The 15,008-nt window shown below is 69.0% G+C and carries 16 protein-coding genes; 14 read left to right on the forward strand and 2 right to left on the reverse strand.

Features of this window, described 5'->3' with window-relative positions; all coding sequences use genetic code 11:
- Positions 1 to 37 precede the first annotated feature (37 nt).
- The 4 genes from BCM27_RS12755 to BCM27_RS12770 all read left to right on the forward strand — a co-directional run bounded on the left by BCM27_RS12755 (position 38) and on the right by BCM27_RS12770 (position 4,773).
- Positions 38 to 547, forward strand: coding sequence for an FxsA family protein (locus tag BCM27_RS12755; RefSeq protein ID WP_004019031.1), 510 nt, complete (start codon positions 38 to 40; stop codon positions 545 to 547).
- A 104-nt stretch (positions 548 to 651) separates the two neighbouring features.
- Entirely contained in the window at positions 652 to 2,286 is a 1,635-nt protein-coding gene (locus BCM27_RS12760; RefSeq protein WP_004019030.1) for an amidohydrolase, read from the forward strand.
- Positions 2,283 to 3,971, forward strand: coding sequence for an apolipoprotein N-acyltransferase (gene lnt, locus BCM27_RS12765; RefSeq protein ID WP_004019029.1), 1,689 nt, complete (start codon positions 2,283 to 2,285; stop codon positions 3,969 to 3,971). Before BCM27_RS12760 ends, lnt begins: the two co-directional genes overlap by 4 nt.
- Positions 3,955 to 4,773, forward strand: coding sequence for a polyprenol monophosphomannose synthase (locus BCM27_RS12770; RefSeq protein WP_004019028.1), 819 nt, complete (start codon positions 3,955 to 3,957; stop codon positions 4,771 to 4,773). Before lnt ends, BCM27_RS12770 begins: the two co-directional genes overlap by 17 nt.
- Before the next feature lie 77 nt (positions 4,774 to 4,850).
- Here BCM27_RS12770 and BCM27_RS12775 read toward each other — a convergent pair whose 3' ends face one another.
- Positions 4,851 to 5,195, reverse strand: a complete 345-nt coding sequence (locus BCM27_RS12775) for an RNA polymerase-binding protein RbpA (RefSeq protein WP_004019027.1) — start codon at positions 5,193 to 5,195, stop codon at positions 4,851 to 4,853.
- 333 nt (positions 5,196 to 5,528) lie between these two features.
- On the opposite strand from BCM27_RS12775, the gene BCM27_RS12780 reads away from it, so the two are divergent.
- From BCM27_RS12780 to BCM27_RS12805, 6 genes are all read left to right on the forward strand, one after another.
- On the forward strand, positions 5,529 to 5,894 hold the full coding sequence (locus BCM27_RS12780; protein WP_004019026.1) for a hypothetical protein: 366 nt from the start codon (positions 5,529 to 5,531) through the stop codon (positions 5,892 to 5,894).
- Positions 5,891 to 7,042, forward strand: a complete 1,152-nt coding sequence (locus BCM27_RS12785; protein WP_004019025.1) for a DUF475 domain-containing protein — start codon at positions 5,891 to 5,893, stop codon at positions 7,040 to 7,042. Before BCM27_RS12780 ends, BCM27_RS12785 begins: the two co-directional genes overlap by 4 nt.
- 218 nt (positions 7,043 to 7,260) lie before the next feature.
- Positions 7,261 to 7,482, forward strand: a complete 222-nt coding sequence (locus BCM27_RS12790) for a DUF3263 domain-containing protein (RefSeq protein ID WP_004019024.1) — start codon at positions 7,261 to 7,263, stop codon at positions 7,480 to 7,482.
- 96 nt (positions 7,483 to 7,578) lie between these two features.
- Complete coding sequence (locus BCM27_RS12795) at positions 7,579 to 7,902, forward strand: hypothetical protein (protein ID WP_004019023.1); 324 nt, start codon at positions 7,579 to 7,581, stop codon at positions 7,900 to 7,902.
- Complete coding sequence (locus BCM27_RS12800; protein ID WP_004019022.1) at positions 7,899 to 8,624, forward strand: VOC family protein; 726 nt, start codon at positions 7,899 to 7,901, stop codon at positions 8,622 to 8,624. Before BCM27_RS12795 ends, BCM27_RS12800 begins: the two co-directional genes overlap by 4 nt.
- A 116-nt stretch (positions 8,625 to 8,740) precedes the next feature.
- Entirely contained in the window at positions 8,741 to 9,748 is a 1,008-nt protein-coding gene (locus tag BCM27_RS12805) for an oxygenase MpaB family protein (protein ID WP_033203385.1), read from the forward strand.
- Positions 9,749 to 9,768: 20 nt separating this feature from the next.
- Here the strand turns inward: BCM27_RS12805 and BCM27_RS12810 are convergent, their stop codons facing one another.
- The gene (locus BCM27_RS12810) at positions 9,769 to 10,944 is read right to left on the reverse strand and encodes an NAD(P)/FAD-dependent oxidoreductase (RefSeq protein ID WP_004019020.1); all 1,176 of its coding nucleotides are present in this window, start codon (positions 10,942 to 10,944) and stop codon (positions 9,769 to 9,771) included.
- Between the two features lie 112 nt (positions 10,945 to 11,056).
- Between BCM27_RS12810 and BCM27_RS12815 the strand changes: the two genes are divergently transcribed.
- The 4 genes from BCM27_RS12815 to BCM27_RS12830 are packed head-to-tail and all read left to right on the forward strand — an operon-like array spanning position 11,057 to position 14,840.
- A complete protein-coding gene (locus tag BCM27_RS12815) occupies positions 11,057 to 12,286 on the forward strand; it encodes a glucose-1-phosphate adenylyltransferase family protein (RefSeq protein WP_033203381.1) in 1,230 nt (409 codons plus the stop codon).
- The gene (locus BCM27_RS12820; RefSeq protein WP_004019018.1) at positions 12,283 to 13,953 is read left to right on the forward strand and encodes a phospho-sugar mutase; all 1,671 of its coding nucleotides are present in this window, start codon (positions 12,283 to 12,285) and stop codon (positions 13,951 to 13,953) included. Before BCM27_RS12815 ends, BCM27_RS12820 begins: the two co-directional genes overlap by 4 nt.
- A gap of 25 nt (positions 13,954 to 13,978) precedes the next feature.
- Positions 13,979 to 14,410, forward strand: coding sequence for a helix-turn-helix transcriptional regulator (locus BCM27_RS12825; RefSeq protein WP_004019017.1), 432 nt, complete (start codon positions 13,979 to 13,981; stop codon positions 14,408 to 14,410).
- Positions 14,411 to 14,429: 19 nt separating this feature from the next.
- The gene (locus BCM27_RS12830) at positions 14,430 to 14,840 is read left to right on the forward strand and encodes a VOC family protein (protein WP_004019016.1); all 411 of its coding nucleotides are present in this window, start codon (positions 14,430 to 14,432) and stop codon (positions 14,838 to 14,840) included.
- The last annotated feature ends 168 nt before the right edge of the window (positions 14,841 to 15,008 follow it).

Consider the following 15,008-nt stretch of genomic DNA (forward strand, 5'->3'; position numbering starts at 1 on the left):
CGGGTGCCGAAGGGCACCGAAGGACAGGTGAAGCATCATGGCTCTCCGCTGGTTCGCGGCCTACGCCGTACTGGAGATCGCCGCATTCGTCGCGATGGTCATGACCCTCGGGTTCGGCTGGGCGGTGCTGATCAGCCTCGCCGCCGTCGTCCTCGGGGTCGTGGTCCTGCGCTGGCAGGGCCGCAAGGTCTTCGGCGAGCTGCAGCGGGCGTCCCGGAACGAGGTCGACGCCCGTGCACCGCTGGCCGACACCGCGCTCGTCGCCGTGTCGACCCTGCTGCTGGTCATCCCGGGTGTCGTGTCGACCGTGGCCGGGACCCTCCTGCTGTTCCCGCCCACCCGTCGGGTGATGCGTCCGGTCGTCGTGGCCGTCGGCGCGCGCCGGGTCGCGACCGCGATGGACCGGGCCGGGGTCTACGCCACCGGCGTCTACGGCGCGGGACGTGGCGCAACCGTCGTCGAGGGCTCCGTCGTGGAATCCGACACGCCCGGGCCGGGGTCGGCCACCACGCCGTTCGGGACCCGGGGCCTCCCACAGGGCCGCTGAGCCCGTTCTGTACTGCGTCGACTGGCGACACCGCCCGGGATCCCGACGCCCGGCAACCGGACCCCTCGCCACCCTTCACCGACGGCAAGGCACACTGAACGATCGTGGCAACCCAACTGCTTCTCGGCGGCGCCGTGTACTCGCCGGCCGCCCCCGACGCGACCGCGATGGCCGTCACCGACGGAATCGTCGTCTGGGTCGGGACCGACGACGTCGGACGTGCGCTTCACCCCGACGCCGAGGTCATCGACCTGGGCGGACTCTTCGTCAGTCCGGGCTTCGTCGATTCCCATGTGCACCTGACCTCCACCGGACTCGGGCTCGATGGATTGACCCTCAACGAGGCGTCGAGCCGCACGCATTGTCTGCGGCTCGTGGAGAAGGCGGTGGCCGCCGAATCCGCGCACGAGGGAGGCGACCTCATCTGGGGTCTCGGCTGGGACGACTCGACCTGGGCGGGTGCCGAACCCGACGACGGCAGGTTCCCGACGACCACCGAGCTCGACGCCGTGGTGGGGACGAGACCGGTCTATCTCGCCCGGATCGACGAGCACTCGGCGGTGGCGTCCACCGCGCTTCGACGCCTCATCCCAGACCTGGCCGGCGCCGTCGGGTACCACCCGGAGGAACCGCTGGTCGCCGAGGCGCACCACCTTGTCCGGGGCGCTGCCCGGCTCCTCGTGACCGCCGCACACCGTGAGCGTGCCCAGCGTCGTGCGCTGGACGGGGCCGCGGCCCACGGTGTGGTCGCGGTCCACGAGAACGGCGGACCCGACATCAGCGGTATGGACGACTTCTTGGCGCTGGCCGAACTCGACCACCCCGTCGAGGTCCGGCGTTACTGGGGACAGGCTGTCACCGACGCCGACCACGCCCGCGAACTGATGTCGATCACGCGGGCCGACGCCCTGGGCGGCGACCTGTTCATCGACGGCGCCATCGGCTCGCACACCGCGTGGCTCACCGAGCCCTACACCGACGATCCGCACACCCACGGCATCAGCTATCTCGGCGCCGAGGCGATCCGCGACCACCTGCGGGCCTGCACGATCGCGGGCATCCAGGCAGGCTTCCACGTCATCGGCGACGCCGCGACCGGTGTGGTCGTCGGCGCCCTCGCCGACCTCGCCGACGAACTCGGCACGCCCGCGCTCGCACGGTGCGCACACCGGCTCGAACACGCCGAGATGGTCACCGCCGCCGACGCGGAGGTCCTCGCGCGCTGCGGCGTGATCGCCAGCATGCAACCGCTGTTCGACGCCGAATGGGGCGGACCGGGCGACCTGTACGACGCCCGTCTGGGCGCACCCCGTGCGGCAACTCTCAACGATTTCGCGATGCTGGCCAGAACCGGAGTCGCCCTGTCGTTCTCGTCGGACGCACCGGTCACCGCGATCGACCCGTGGTCGACGATCCGTGCTGCCGTGCATCACCATCAGCCGGCCAACGCGATCTCGGCACGCGGCGCCTTCGCCGCGACGACCCGTGGCGGCTGGCGGGCCGGGGGAGTCAACGACGGCGTGACCGGCACCCTCACGCCCGGCGCCCCCGCGAGCTACGCGGTGTGGGAGGTCGACGACCTCGTCGTCGCCGGATCCCACGAGAAGGTCCAGCGCTGGTCGACCGATCCGCGGTCGCGGGTCCCGGCGCTGCCGGACGTCTCGCCGGGGGCCGAACTACCGCGCTGCGTACGCACCGTGCACCGGGGCCGGACCCTGTACGACCGGGACGCCGGATGAGTCCGCCGCAGGTCTCCCGGTCCTGGCTCGCACAGACCGGAACCGCCGTGGCCGCGGGCGTCGCCATGTGGGCGGCCTTCCCGCCGCGCAACTGGTGGTTCCTCGCCGTCCTCGGACTCGGCCTCCTGTTCGCCGCGCTGTACGTCGGGACGCCCCGGGTGCGCACCGCCGCCTGGATCGGTTTCGTCTTCGGCCTGGCGTTCTTCGTGCCGCTGCTCCCGTGGATCGGCGTCTACGTCGGCCCGCTGCCGTGGCTCGCCCTGGCCGCGATACTCGCCGGATATCTCGCGCTCTTCGGCGCGATCGCCACCGTCACGATGCGGCTACCCGTACCACCGGTGTGGTTCACGTTGTGCTGGGTGCTCGTCGAGGCGCTGCGCTCTGCGTTCCCGTTCGGCGGATTTCCGTGGGGTCGAACAGCTTTCAGTCAGGTCGACGGTCCGCTGCTGCCGCTGGCCTCGGTGCTCGGCGCACCGGGGTTGTCGGCGGGTGTCGCGCTGTTCGGCTCCTCGGTCGCCTGGCTGCTCGTGGTCCTCGTCCGCGCCTACCGACGCACCCGCTCGAATGACGGTCCGACGCCGGCACCGGGCACCGATGGCCCGGTTCCGGTCGCCGAACGTTCCTCGGGTGTCGTGCGCATCGCCACCACGGCGGTCGCCATCGCGCTGCTCGCCCCGATCGCGGCGATCGCGGCCACTCCCGCGAGCCTCGACCGCAACATCGCCACGTCCTCGGCCCGGATTGGCGCGATCCAGGGAAACGTCCCGCGCCTCGGCCTGGACTTCAACGCCCAGCGCCGTGCCGTCCTCGACAATCACGTGCGCACCACGATGGCCTACGGCCGGGCGATCGACACGGGGCAGACCGAGCAACCCGACTTCGTCCTCTGGCCCGAGAACGCCTCGGACATCTCACCGCTGGACAACGCCGACGCCGCCGCCGAGATCACCGCCGCCTCCGAGGCCGTCGACGCACCGATCCTGGTGGGCACCCTCATCCGTAACCCCGACGGCCGGCCCACCAACTCGGTCCTGGTGTGGGACGGGGCGAAGGGTCCGGTCGCCCGCTACGACAAGCACATCGTCCAGCCGTTCGGGGAGTACCTCCCGTGGCGGCCGTTCTTCCGCCTGTTCTCGTCCTACGCCGACATGGCCGGAGACTTCCGCCCCGGCACCGGACCCACCGTCGTCGACGTGCCCGGTCGTTCCGGGACGGTGACCGTCGGGGTCGCCACCTGCTGGGAGGTCGCCTTCGACCGGGCCGCGCGACAGTCCGTGCGGGAGGGCGCGCAGCTGCTCTTCGTCCCCACCAACAACGCGACCTTCGGCCGTACCGAGATGACCTACCAGCAGTTGGCCATGTCACAGGTCCGCGCGGTCGAACACGGGCGGGCCGTGGTCGTGGCGGCCACCAGCGGTGTGAGCGCCGTCATCGAGCCCGACGGCTCCATCAGTCGGCAGTCGGGCATCTTCACCTCGGATGTGCTGACCGGACGTCTTCCGCTGCACGACGACATGACCCTCGCGACCCGGCTGGGTCCGTGGCCTGAGGTCCTTGCGATCATCGCCGCAGTGGTCGGGCTTTTGTTTGCGCTGCGCTCGCGTACTAGGTTCTCACTCAGGCCACGCAGGGTCGCCGCACGGGCGACCGGTGACACGAAGGAGCTCGATGGCATCGGGGATTGACGCCACGGCAGGGCAGCGGCGGCCCGACGACGCGCCGCAACGCGTGGTCGGCGCCGACGGCACGGGCGCATTGGTCGTCGTGCCGACGTTCAATGAACGCGACAATCTGCCGCTCATCATCGGACGACTGCAGGACGTGCTGCCGGGGGCGCACGTGCTCGTCGTCGACGACTCGAGCCCGGACGGTACGGGCGACGTCGCCGACGAACTCGCGCGGGCCGACGATGCCGAACGCGTGCACGTGATGCACCGCGTCGAGAAGGACGGTCTGGGCAAGGCCTACCTCGCCGGTTTCGCGTGGGGACTCGACCGCGACTACGCCGTCATCGTCGAGATGGACGCCGACGGCAGTCACGCACCCGAACAGCTGAACCGGCTCTTCGACGCCGTCAACGACGGTGCGGATCTGGTGATCGGATCTCGCTACGTCCCCGGCGGCAAGCTCGTGAACTGGCCCAAGCGCCGCGAGTTCCTCTCGCGCGGGGCCAACACCTACGCCCGGCTCGCCCTCGGCGCGGGTGTCCACGACATCACCGCCGGCTTTCGCGCGTACCGCCGCATCGTGTTGGAGAAGATCCAGCTCGACACCGTCGAGTCCGCCGGATACTGCTTCCAGATCGATCTCGCGTGGCGGACCGTGCGCGCCGGGTTCGACGTCCGGGAGGTGCCGATCACCTTCACCGAACGTGAGATCGGCGTCTCGAAGATGAGCGGTGGCGTGATGTCCGAGGCATTCACGATGGTCGCCCGCTGGGGTGTCCAGAGCCGGCTCGAACGCTGGGGGCTTCTCCGGACGCGGTGAGCCGCTGAACAGACGAACAGACCCGGCAGGTGATCCTGCCGGGTCTGTTCGGTTCGGGGCGTCGAGCGCCCGCGATGTCAGTTGGTGATGCCCTTGCGTCGCTGCTTGAGGAGGTCGAGGCGCTCGTTGAGCAGCACTTCGAGCTCTTCCTCGCTCCGACGCTCCAGGAGCATGTCCCAGTGGGTGCGCGGCGGCTTGCCCTTCTTCTCCTCGGGCTCGGCGCCCTCGAGGATGGTGCCTTCCATGCCGTTCTTGCACGGCCACTTCGACGGGACCTCCGCGTCGTCGGCGAACGGCACATCGAAGATCTCGCCGTTGTCGGTGCGGTACTGGACGATGCGTCGTGGCGCGAGGTCGTGGTCTCGATCGGTCTCGTAGCTCACCGCGCCGAGGCGGCTACCCCGAAGTACTCGATCTGCCATGAAGGGTTCCTCTCAACTTCGTCGGATCTCCCGGTCTGCCGGGTGATCTCTGTTGCATTCCTGCTTCGCACGCAGCGCTGCGCACGACTTTCGGGTCGTCAACAGGAACATTCTACGCGCATCCGCGCGCAGGTTCCTCATCGGCGACGCCCCGTGTTGCCAGACGCGGTCGGCACGGCCGCCGCCGGGAGCGCAGCGAGCGGGGCGACTGGCTGGCCGTCGCCGGGAGCGCAGCGAGCGGGGCGACTGGCTGGCCGCCGCCGGGTGCGCCGCGAGCGGGGCGACTGGCTACAGCGGTACGGTCTCGGTGTGGATCCAGGCACTTCGCACCGTGTGGAGACCGGCGCCTCAGGCGGTGACCGACTCGGCGCCGCGCGCCGGCGCCGGCCCTACTCATGCGCCTGGTGCGGCCGCACGATGGTGGACTCCGAGTTGGGGCGGCGTCGAAAATACTGCAAACGTTCGTGCAGGCAGCGTGCCTACGAGCAGAGAACGTTGCTCGAGGGCACATCCATTCCCGACGACGCGGTGATCCTGTCTTCGGCCGAGGCCGCCGACTTCGGTGACCGGATGTTCGCACTGCGGTGTGCGGCCGAGGACCTCGGCACCGCGGTCGCCGAACGCGCCGACCATGACGTTCTCGCCGGCCTCACCGAGACCCTGCTCGAGCTCGCGCGGGAAGCCGAGAAGTTGCGGTGATCGGGCGCATCTTCGCACCGTCGCTCGTCGTCACCCTCGTGGCGCTGGTCGTCGCCTACCTCTATCTCGGCTGGACCGGACTCGCGCTCTGCGCCATCCTCGGCGTCCTCGAGGTGTCGCTGTCCTTCGACAACGCCGTCATCAACGCGACCATCCTGGAACGGATGAGCGCGTTCTGGCAGCGCATGTTCCTCACGGTCGGCGTCCTCATCGCGGTATTCGGCATGCGTCTGCTGTTCCCGCTCGTGATCGTCTGGATCACCGGCAACCTGAACCCCGTCGAGGCGCTCGACCTGGCCATGAACCCGCCGCCCGAGGGCCAGACGCACTTCGCCGACGGTCAGCCCAGCTACGAGACGATCCTCACCGAGGCGCACCCTCAGATCGCGGCGTTCGGTGGGATGTTCCTGCTGCTGTTGTTCCTCAACTTCGTGCTCACCGAGCGCCCGCAGACGTGGCTCACGTGGCTCGAGCGGCCGCTCGCGACACTCGGCAAGCTCGACCAGTTGGCGGTGGTCATCGCCTCACTCGCGCTGGTGCTCACCGCCGAGTTCCTCGCCCCCGACGAGGTCCGCGCGACGGTGCTGATCGCCGGGATCCTCGGCATGGTCACCTACGTCACCGTCGACGGACTGAGTTCGCTGTTCATGGCCGAACCCGATGCGGACCCCGCGACTGAGAACGACGCAGATTCAGACGGGGCTGGGGCAGAGCAGGCCGGCCGGGGGCGGTCCGGCCCGCACCCGGTCACCGTGGCCACCGGCAAGGCCGGGTTCTTCCTCTTCCTCTACCTCGAGCTGCTGGACGCCTCGTTCTCCTTCGATGGGGTGATCGGCGCGTTCGCCATCACCTCGGACCCGATCATCATCGCGCTCGGGCTCGGTTTCATCGGCGCGATGTTCGTGCGGTCCATCACGATCTACCTCGTCCGCAAGGGGACGCTGGGGGAGTATCGCTACCTCGAGCACGGCGCGCACTGGGCGATCGGAGCCCTCGCCGCGATCCTGCTCATCAGCATCGAGTTCGAGATCAACGAGGTGGTCACCGGGCTCGTCGGGGTGGCGTTCATCGGCGCGTCGCTGGCGAGCAGCATTCGTGCGAACAGGCGCGAGGCACGGGCGGCGAGCCCCGACCGACTGGCCGTCTGAGGGTCGGTCCCGCGCCCTCCTCGAACGTGCGATGAACGTTTGCGGCACCTTTGGAATCAGCCTGGGCCACCCGCTGTCTTCTGTCGGTCGACAGGTGTACAAATGACGTCGTCGGTGACGTGCATCACGCGTAGGCCCACAGGTAGAGGTAACTGCCGCACGGGCTCCGCGACGCACGTTCAGGTTCTAGGTCGAAAACGCAGAATTCGGTGGCTTCCATGGACAGCAAGCAGCAGCAGATGATCCAGTTCGAGACGAACTGGTACCCCTTGGGCGGGGGTTCGTCCCGGCAGATCGGCGAGGAGTTCGGTCTCACGGATCGGGACTTCTTCTCCGAGGTCGATCGTCTCGTCGACACCGATCCGCCGTCGGCACTCACAGCGTCGGAGCTACGTCGTATGCGTGAGGTCATCCGCCGCCGACTCTGGATGGCGCGCTGATCCTCCGCTGCTCTCGATCCGTCAGCTCTCGACCCCCTTGCGCGCAACCAGGCCCGCCCAGCGCGGGGAAGGCCCGGCTCGGGGGATAATCGACCGGTGCCCTTCTCCGACGACGATCTCGAGGCGTTCTATCGCGACGTCGAGGCACGCACCGCATTTCGCGATCAGCCTCGTCGCGCCCGCCGCGGTGGCGTCGACTATCCGGCGTGCCCGACGCCCGACAAGTTGCCGTTCGCCTCACCCGCGGACGCGCGCGAGGGGATCGATCGGCTGCGCCGCCACCTCGTCGGCACATCCTCGGAGCTGCGGTACTACGAGTGCTCCTGCGGCGCTTGGCATATCACCAGTTCCGCGCAATTGATCCACCGACGGGTGCCGCCGCCGGCGGCCCGTCGTCGAAAAGGTAAGAAGAAGCGGTGACGATACTGCCCGGACCGCACGCCCTCGTCGACCTCACGAGCGACGATCCATCGTCGACCGCCGCGACCTATGAGCGACTGCTCGGACGGAAGGTCGGTACCGACACCGACGGCCGCCGGACGCTGGCCGTCGGCAATGTCGTGCTCTCGTTGCGGGCGCCGTCCGGCGGGTCCGACTCCCATGGCGTCTACTTCACCGTCGACGACGTCCCGGCGACCCGACGCCTGCTCGGTCGGCGCGGTTACCCACTCACCGACTCCGTGCTCGGCGCGCTCGGCGAGACGTCTCCGATCGGGATGGCGGCGCGCCCCGATCCGGTGGCCGGTCCCGACAGCGACCTCACCGGTCTCGACCATCTGGTCTTCACCTGCGACAACCGGGATGTCGCCGTCGCGCTGTTCGCGGGGACCTTCGACCTCGACTTCCGGCTCGATCAGCCGATCGGGCAGGACGCCCGCCAGTTGTTCTTCCGGCGGGGCGACCTGATCGTCGAGGTCGTCGCGGCGCCGCGACCGCCGGCCGACCCGGTGCCGTCATCGCCGGTCACACTCTGGGGCGTCGCGTGGCGCTCGATCGATGTCGATGCCACCCACGCACGTCTGACGGACGCCGGGCTCGATCTCAGCGAGATCCGGGTCGGCCGCAAGAAGGGCACACGGATCTTCACGGTCCGTCACCGCGAACTCGCCACGCGGACCGTGGTCATCGGCCCCGAGGCCTGAGTCTCCCCTCCGAGCACCTGAAATCCGGCAAACGGTGGGTTTTCGGGAACGGCTGCGCTAATCTGACTACGAATGTTGTCGAATTAGCAGTTTCCGAGACCATCGTTGGGGGCACCATGACCGCGGTACATGACGAGCGGACAGCAATCGAACCCGAAACCGGAGATTCCGTGGCGGCCGAGCCTCTGCTCAACCACCGCGATGACGAGATCGAGCTGATCCCGCCGGACTCGCTGACCGCCAAGCTCACGGGGATGTACACCTTCCTCCCGATCAACGGCGCGGCGTTCGTGATGCAGGTGATGCACCCGGTCATCGGCGACGTCGTCGGCAAATACTCCGTGTTCCGTACCGATCCGGTCGGCCGTGCGATCCGGTCGGCCGACTCCGTGCTGCGCTGGACCTACGGGGGGCAGGAGGCCCTCGAAGAGGGCAAACGACTCCGCAAGCTCCATCAGCCGCTGCAGATGCGCAATGCCGAAGGAAAGCACATCAGCGCGCTGAACCCGGAAGCGTACGCCTGGGTGATCGCCACGGCGCTACCCACGATCGAGACCGCCGCGCCGCTGGTTCTGGGCCGACACTTCACCCTCGAGGAGCGCCGGGAACTCCTGCGGGACAACCGTCGGATCGCGAAGATCGTCCAGGTGCCGATGAACAACTATCCCGAAACCCTCGAGGAGTTCGACGAGTACTTCGACGACTTCATCGAGAACAAACTGGTCCGGCACCCGGTCGCCCTGGAGCTGATCGATCAGATGCGTGCCGCACCGGTCATCCCGAAGTCGGTACCGAAAGCTCTGCGGCCCGCCGCCAAGAAGGCGGCCGCCACCGCGTCGGTGCCGTTCCAGAACTTCAACTACCTCACCACCGTCGGTGTGATGGACCCGCGGGTCCGCGAGATCCTGGGGCTCACCTGGACCGACGCCGAGCAGCGGCACCTCGAGCGCATCCATCGCAATCTGCGGTTCGCCTACCGCACCCTGCCCGAGCGGCTCACGTATTTCCCGCTGGCCTATCACGCGCGGCGCCACCACGACGCGATCCAGGCGATGAAGGTTCGCGAGAAGGCCAGTGCCGCCTACCAGTACCACCCGAAGCCGGGTGACTCACCGCAGAGCTGAGCTCTCTCCGGTCGGTCTGGTCACGTCGTCGGGGGCGTGACCAGACCGACGACATGTTCGGCGATCGCCAGCGACGACGTGATGCCCGGCGATTCGATACCGAACAGGTTGACCACCCCGGCGATCCCGTGCGTCGCCGGGCCGTGGATCTCGAAATCGCCTGCCGCAACGCCCGGCCCGGTGACCTTCGGCCGAATGCCCGCGTACGCGGGAACCAGGGCCGCCGTGGGCAATCCGGGCCAGTAGGTGCGGATCGCGCGCTCGAACGCCGCGGCGCGCGCATCGTCGACGGCGTAGTCGAGCTCGTCCTCGGTGGCTGTCTCGCCCGCGGTCACGTCCAACCACTCGACGTCGGGCCCGAATCGTGCGGCGCCGCCGAGATCCATCGTGAAGTGCACGCCCAGTCCACCGTCGGCGGGTACCGGATACACGAGGTGCCGGAACGGCGCTCGGACGCCGGACAGCCCGAAGTAGTTGCCCTTCGCGAGAAATCGAGGCGGTAGAGGCCCGTCGAATCCGGTCAGGCTCCGGGCCACCTGCCACGCGCCGATCCCGGCGCAGTTGACGAGTGTCCGCGTGACGGCCGACTCACCGTCATCCGTGTGCACGGTGATCCCGCCGCGGTCGATGTGTCCGCCGATCACTCTGCTGCGCAGAGCGATTCCGCCGCCCAGTGCCTCGAGGTCCCGGCGGAGTGCGCGGACCACGCCGTCGACGTCGACGATCCCGGTCGACGGCGAGAACAGTGCCGCGACGCCGTCGATCTCGGGTTCGCGGTCGCGTAGTTCGTCGACATCGATCGGACGCAGGTCGGTGACACCGTTGGCCAGGCCGCGCCGGTGTATCTCGTCCAGTCGTTCCCGCTGGGTGTCGTCGGTGGCGACGACGAGTTTGCCCGGTTGCGCCCACGACACGTCGTGTTCGTCGCAGAACCGCGTCAGCAGCCGTCGACCGCCGACGCACAACCTCGCCTTGAGGCTGCCCGCGGGATAGTAGAGACCCGCGTGGATGACCTCCGAACTCCGCGACGTCGTCTGCGTGCCGACGGAATCCGTGGCCTCCAAGACGACGACCTCGCGCCCCTGCAGCGCGAACGCGCGGGCCACGGCCAGACCCACGATCCCGCCGCCGACGACCAGACAGTCGACCTCGACACGCTCCGTCGTCGCGTGCTCGGCCGGTCGGATGCGCGCCACCGATGTACCTCCTCGTCAGACCGGACCGACAGGTGTGTGGTCGAGCATGCCACCCAGCGCTCCGTGGCCCCGCCATCCGGGCAAACCCGGCGCAGTGCGGCAGACTGGGGTGATGCGGTATTCGGAGGTTCTCGCGATCGTGCAGGCCGGTGGACGTGGTTCGCGGATGGAGGTGCTGACCGATCGGCGTGCGAAACCGGCGTTGCCGTTCGCGGGCAACTATCAGCTCATCGACTTTCCGCTGTCCAACCTGCACCACAGCCACATCGACGACGTGTGGCTCTGCGTGCAGTACGAGGCCGAGACCATCACGCAGATCGTGGCCGGCGGTCGGCCCTGGGACCTCGACCGCACGAGCGGCGGTCTGCGCGTCGTGATGCCCGAGCAGACCGACGCCGCGGAGACCGAAGACGGCTTCGCCACCGGCAACGCCGACCTGCTGTACCGCATCCGCGGCCGCATCGCCGCCCACGCCCCGGCGGAGGTCATCGTGATGAGCGCCGACCACGTGTACGACTTCGACTTCCGCGACGCCATCGAAACCCACCGCCGTCATGGGGCCGAATGCACCGTTGTCACCACGACGTGTCCGCTGGACGAGGCCACCCAGCACGCCACCGTCAAGGCCCGCCGCGACGGGACGGTCCGCGAGTTCCGCTACAAACCCGAGCGCGCCACCACGCGCACGATCGCCACCGAGATCTTCGTCTACGACCCTGCCGTCCTCATCGAGGGCTTGGAGTACCTCGAGAGCCGGACGACGGAGAGTTCACCGAAGGACGACACCGGCCTGGGTGACTTCGGCGAGCATCTGCTGCCGTGGTTCGTCGATCGCGGCAAGACCGTCGCCCACGCGATGCCGGGGTACTGGATCGACGCCGGCCGTCCCGAGACGTACCTGCAGGCGCACCGCGACCTGATCTCCGGGGCACTGGACGTCTTCCGCGGCGACCGCCCGATCCTCACCAATCAGCCGCAACGCCCGGCCGCCCGCATCGAGACCGGGGCGGTTGTCGAGGACAGTCTGGTCAGCGGCGGTGCCCATGTGCTCGGCACGGTTCGGCGTAGCGTGCTCGGACCGGGCGTGGTCGTCGAGAAGGGTGCGGTGGTGGCCGATTCGGTGGTCTTCGGCGATGCCGTCATCGGCGCCGGCGCGTCGGTTGCGTGGTCCGTGCTCGACGAACGCGTTCGCGTCGGTCCGAACGCGGTGATCGGCGGGCATCCTCGCACGCGGCCGGTGCCCACGGAGAAGATCACGCTCGTCGGCATGGACACGCAGATCCTGCGAGGTGCCCGCGTCACCCTCGGTGACCGGGTCGACCCGGGCCGTCGTATCCGGTGACGACGATCGAGACCGCACGCCGCTGGCGAGACCACGATCCCGATCCGTCGACCCGGGCCGTGCTCACCGAACTGATCGACGCCGCCGATAACGGCGACGACGCGGCAGCCGGCGATCTCGCGTCCCGGTTCGACGGCCCGCTGGCCTTCGGTACCGCGGGCCTGCGCGGTGAGGTCGGTGCCGGTGAGTCTCGGATGAACGTCGCCGTCGTCACCCGGGCCACGGTGGGTCTCGCCCGATATCTGCTCGACACGGTCGGTCCCGATGCCCGCGTCGTGGTCGGTTGCGACGCCCGGCACGGCTCCGCGGAGTTCTTCGACGCGGCGACCGAAGTTCTTGCCGCGCAGGGGCTCACCGTGTTCGCGCTGCCGCCCAGGCTGCCGACCCCGGTGACCGCTCACGCCACACGGTCACTGGATTGCGACGCCGGGGTGATGATCACCGCCTCGCACAATCCGCCGGCCGACAACGGCTACAAGGTCTACCTGGGCGGCCGCGCCACCGATGATCCAGGCAGGGGAGTCCAGATCATCTCGCCCGCCGACGGCGGCATCGCCGACCGGATCGCGCAGGCGCCACCCGCCGACCAGGTGCCCCGTGACTCCGCGGCCGTGATCCACCTCGACGACGCGATCGTCCGCACCTACGTGCAGCGAACCGCTGGGCTGCGACCCGACTCCGGTCCCTCACCGGTTCGTGTCGTCCTGACGCCCCTGCACGGTGTCGGCGGCGAGGTCGCCCGAGAAGTGCTGCGGGCAGCGGATATCGGCGACGTCCACATCGTGGCACAGCAGTTCGCGCCCGATCCCGACTTCCCGACAGTGCCCTTTCCCAACCCGGAGGAACCCGGGGCCCTCGACCTCGCGCTGGATCTCGCGCGCGACGTCGGCGCGGATGTCGTGATCGCACTCGACCCCGACGCCGACCGTTGCTCGGTCGCCACGCCCGGTGCCGACGGCCGATGGCGGCAGTTGACCGGTGACGAGATCGGCGGATTGTTGGGGGAGCAGGCGGCGAGTGACCCGGCGCGACCCGGCGACACCCTGGCGTGTTCGATCGTGTCGAGCCGACTGCTGGACCGGATCGCCGCGCACCACGGGCTCCGGTTCGCGGCGACGCTCACCGGCTTCAAATGGATCGCCCGCACGCCCGGCCTGCGTTTCGGCTACGAGGAGGCGATCGGCTACTGCACCGACCCCGACACCGTCCGCGACAAGGACGGCATCGGTGCGATGGTCCGGGTGATCTCCCTGGTCGAGGAACTGGCCCGCGACGGCCGCACGCTCACCGACGAACTCGACCACCTGGCCGGCCGCCACGGTCTGCACGCGACCGCGCCGTTTACCATCCGCGTCGAGGACACCGCGCTCATCGGCGAGATGATGGAGCGTCTTCGGTCCACACCGATCGATCGTCTCGCCGGCTCGCCGGTGGTCGAGAACCGCGACCTCGCACACGGATCCGCCGATCTGCCGCCCACCGACGGCATCTTGCTGCGGACCGCCGCCGACGACCGGGTCGTCGTCCGCCCCTCGGGAACCGAACCGAAGCTGAAGTGCTACCTCGAGGTCGTGCTGGACTGTCCCGACGGCGTCGTACCCCACGCCGAGGCCTCGCGTCGTCTCGACGCACTCGGCGCCGACATCGCCGCATTGCTCCAGCTGTGAACCGTCGGCGCACTACCATCGATTCGTGCCGCGAACCGATTCCGATCAGCGCCTGCGCGACCTGACCCTGCTGCGTCAGGTCCGCGACCGCATCGACCGCGAGTACGCGCAACCGCTCGACGTCGAGGCACTCGCTCGCGGGGTGAACATGTCGGCCGGTCACCTGAGTCGCAAATTCCGCCAGACCTACGGTGAATCGCCCTACTCGTACTTGATGACTCGTCGTATCGAACGCGCGATGACCCTCCTCCGGCGCGGCGATCTGAGCGTGACGGAGGTGTGCTTCGAGGTCGGATGCTCCTCATTGGGCACGTTCAGCACCCGGTTCACCGAACTCGTCGGGGTGCCGCCGACGGTCTACCGCGAACAGTCGGCCGACGCGACGGACGGGATACCGGCGTGCCTGGCGAAGAACATCACCAGACCGATCAGGAATCGAGAAGCACAGCGTGGGTGAGACTGCCTAGCCTGATCCCATGAACATCACGATCCAGTACACCTTCCTCCCGCACACCGACGGCGACGCCGCCCTCGGCTTCTACCGCGACCTCCTCGGCTTCGAGCTCCGCAAGGACGTCGGCTACGAGGGCATGCGGTGGCTGACCGTCGGCCCGCCCGGTCAACCGGGTACGTCGATCGTCCTGCATCCGCCGGCCGCGGACCCTGGCATCTCCGATGAGGAACGCCAGACGATTCTCGAACTGATCGCGAAGGGAAGCTACGGCGCTCTCACGCTGGCGACCGACGACCTCGACGGCCTGTTCGAGAAGCTGCAGGGCAGTGGCGTCGACATCGTGCAGGAGCCGATGGATCAGCCGTACGGCGTGCGCGACGCCGCCGTCCGTGACCCGGCAGGCAACCTCATCCGTATCGACCAGGCCGTTTGAGGATGTGCGGACCCGGTCGATGCCCGCCTCCGGAGGCGCTCGTCGCGGCTGTTGATGGACAACACTCCGCGACGGTGCAGTCCACCCTGGTTAGATCGACCGGGAGTCCGCGCACCGATCTGGCGGAACCGACCCTCCGAGATGGCACGAGCACCCCGAACCCCGGCG

Source organism: Gordonia terrae, assembly GCF_001698225.1.
Classification (GTDB): domain Bacteria; phylum Actinomycetota; class Actinomycetes; order Mycobacteriales; family Mycobacteriaceae; genus Gordonia; species Gordonia terrae.

Coding starts and splice junctions, on each gene's coding strand:
- BCM27_RS12755 (WP_004019031.1), top strand. CDS start 38: ATGGCTCTCCGCTGGTTCGCGGCCTACGCCGTACTGGAGATCGCCGCA.
- lnt (WP_004019029.1), top strand. CDS start 2,283: ATGAGTCCGCCGCAGGTCTCCCGGTCCTGGCTCGCACAGACCGGAACC.
- BCM27_RS12770 (WP_004019028.1), top strand. CDS start 3,955: ATGGCATCGGGGATTGACGCCACGGCAGGGCAGCGGCGGCCCGACGAC.
- BCM27_RS12775 (WP_004019027.1), bottom strand. CDS start 5,195: ATGGCAGATCGAGTACTTCGGGGTAGCCGCCTCGGCGCGGTGAGCTAC.
- BCM27_RS12790 (WP_004019024.1), top strand. CDS start 7,261: ATGGACAGCAAGCAGCAGCAGATGATCCAGTTCGAGACGAACTGGTAC.
- BCM27_RS12805 (WP_033203385.1), top strand. CDS start 8,741: ATGACCGCGGTACATGACGAGCGGACAGCAATCGAACCCGAAACCGGA.
- BCM27_RS12815 (WP_033203381.1), top strand. CDS start 11,057: ATGCGGTATTCGGAGGTTCTCGCGATCGTGCAGGCCGGTGGACGTGGT.
- BCM27_RS12830 (WP_004019016.1), top strand. CDS start 14,430: ATGAACATCACGATCCAGTACACCTTCCTCCCGCACACCGACGGCGAC.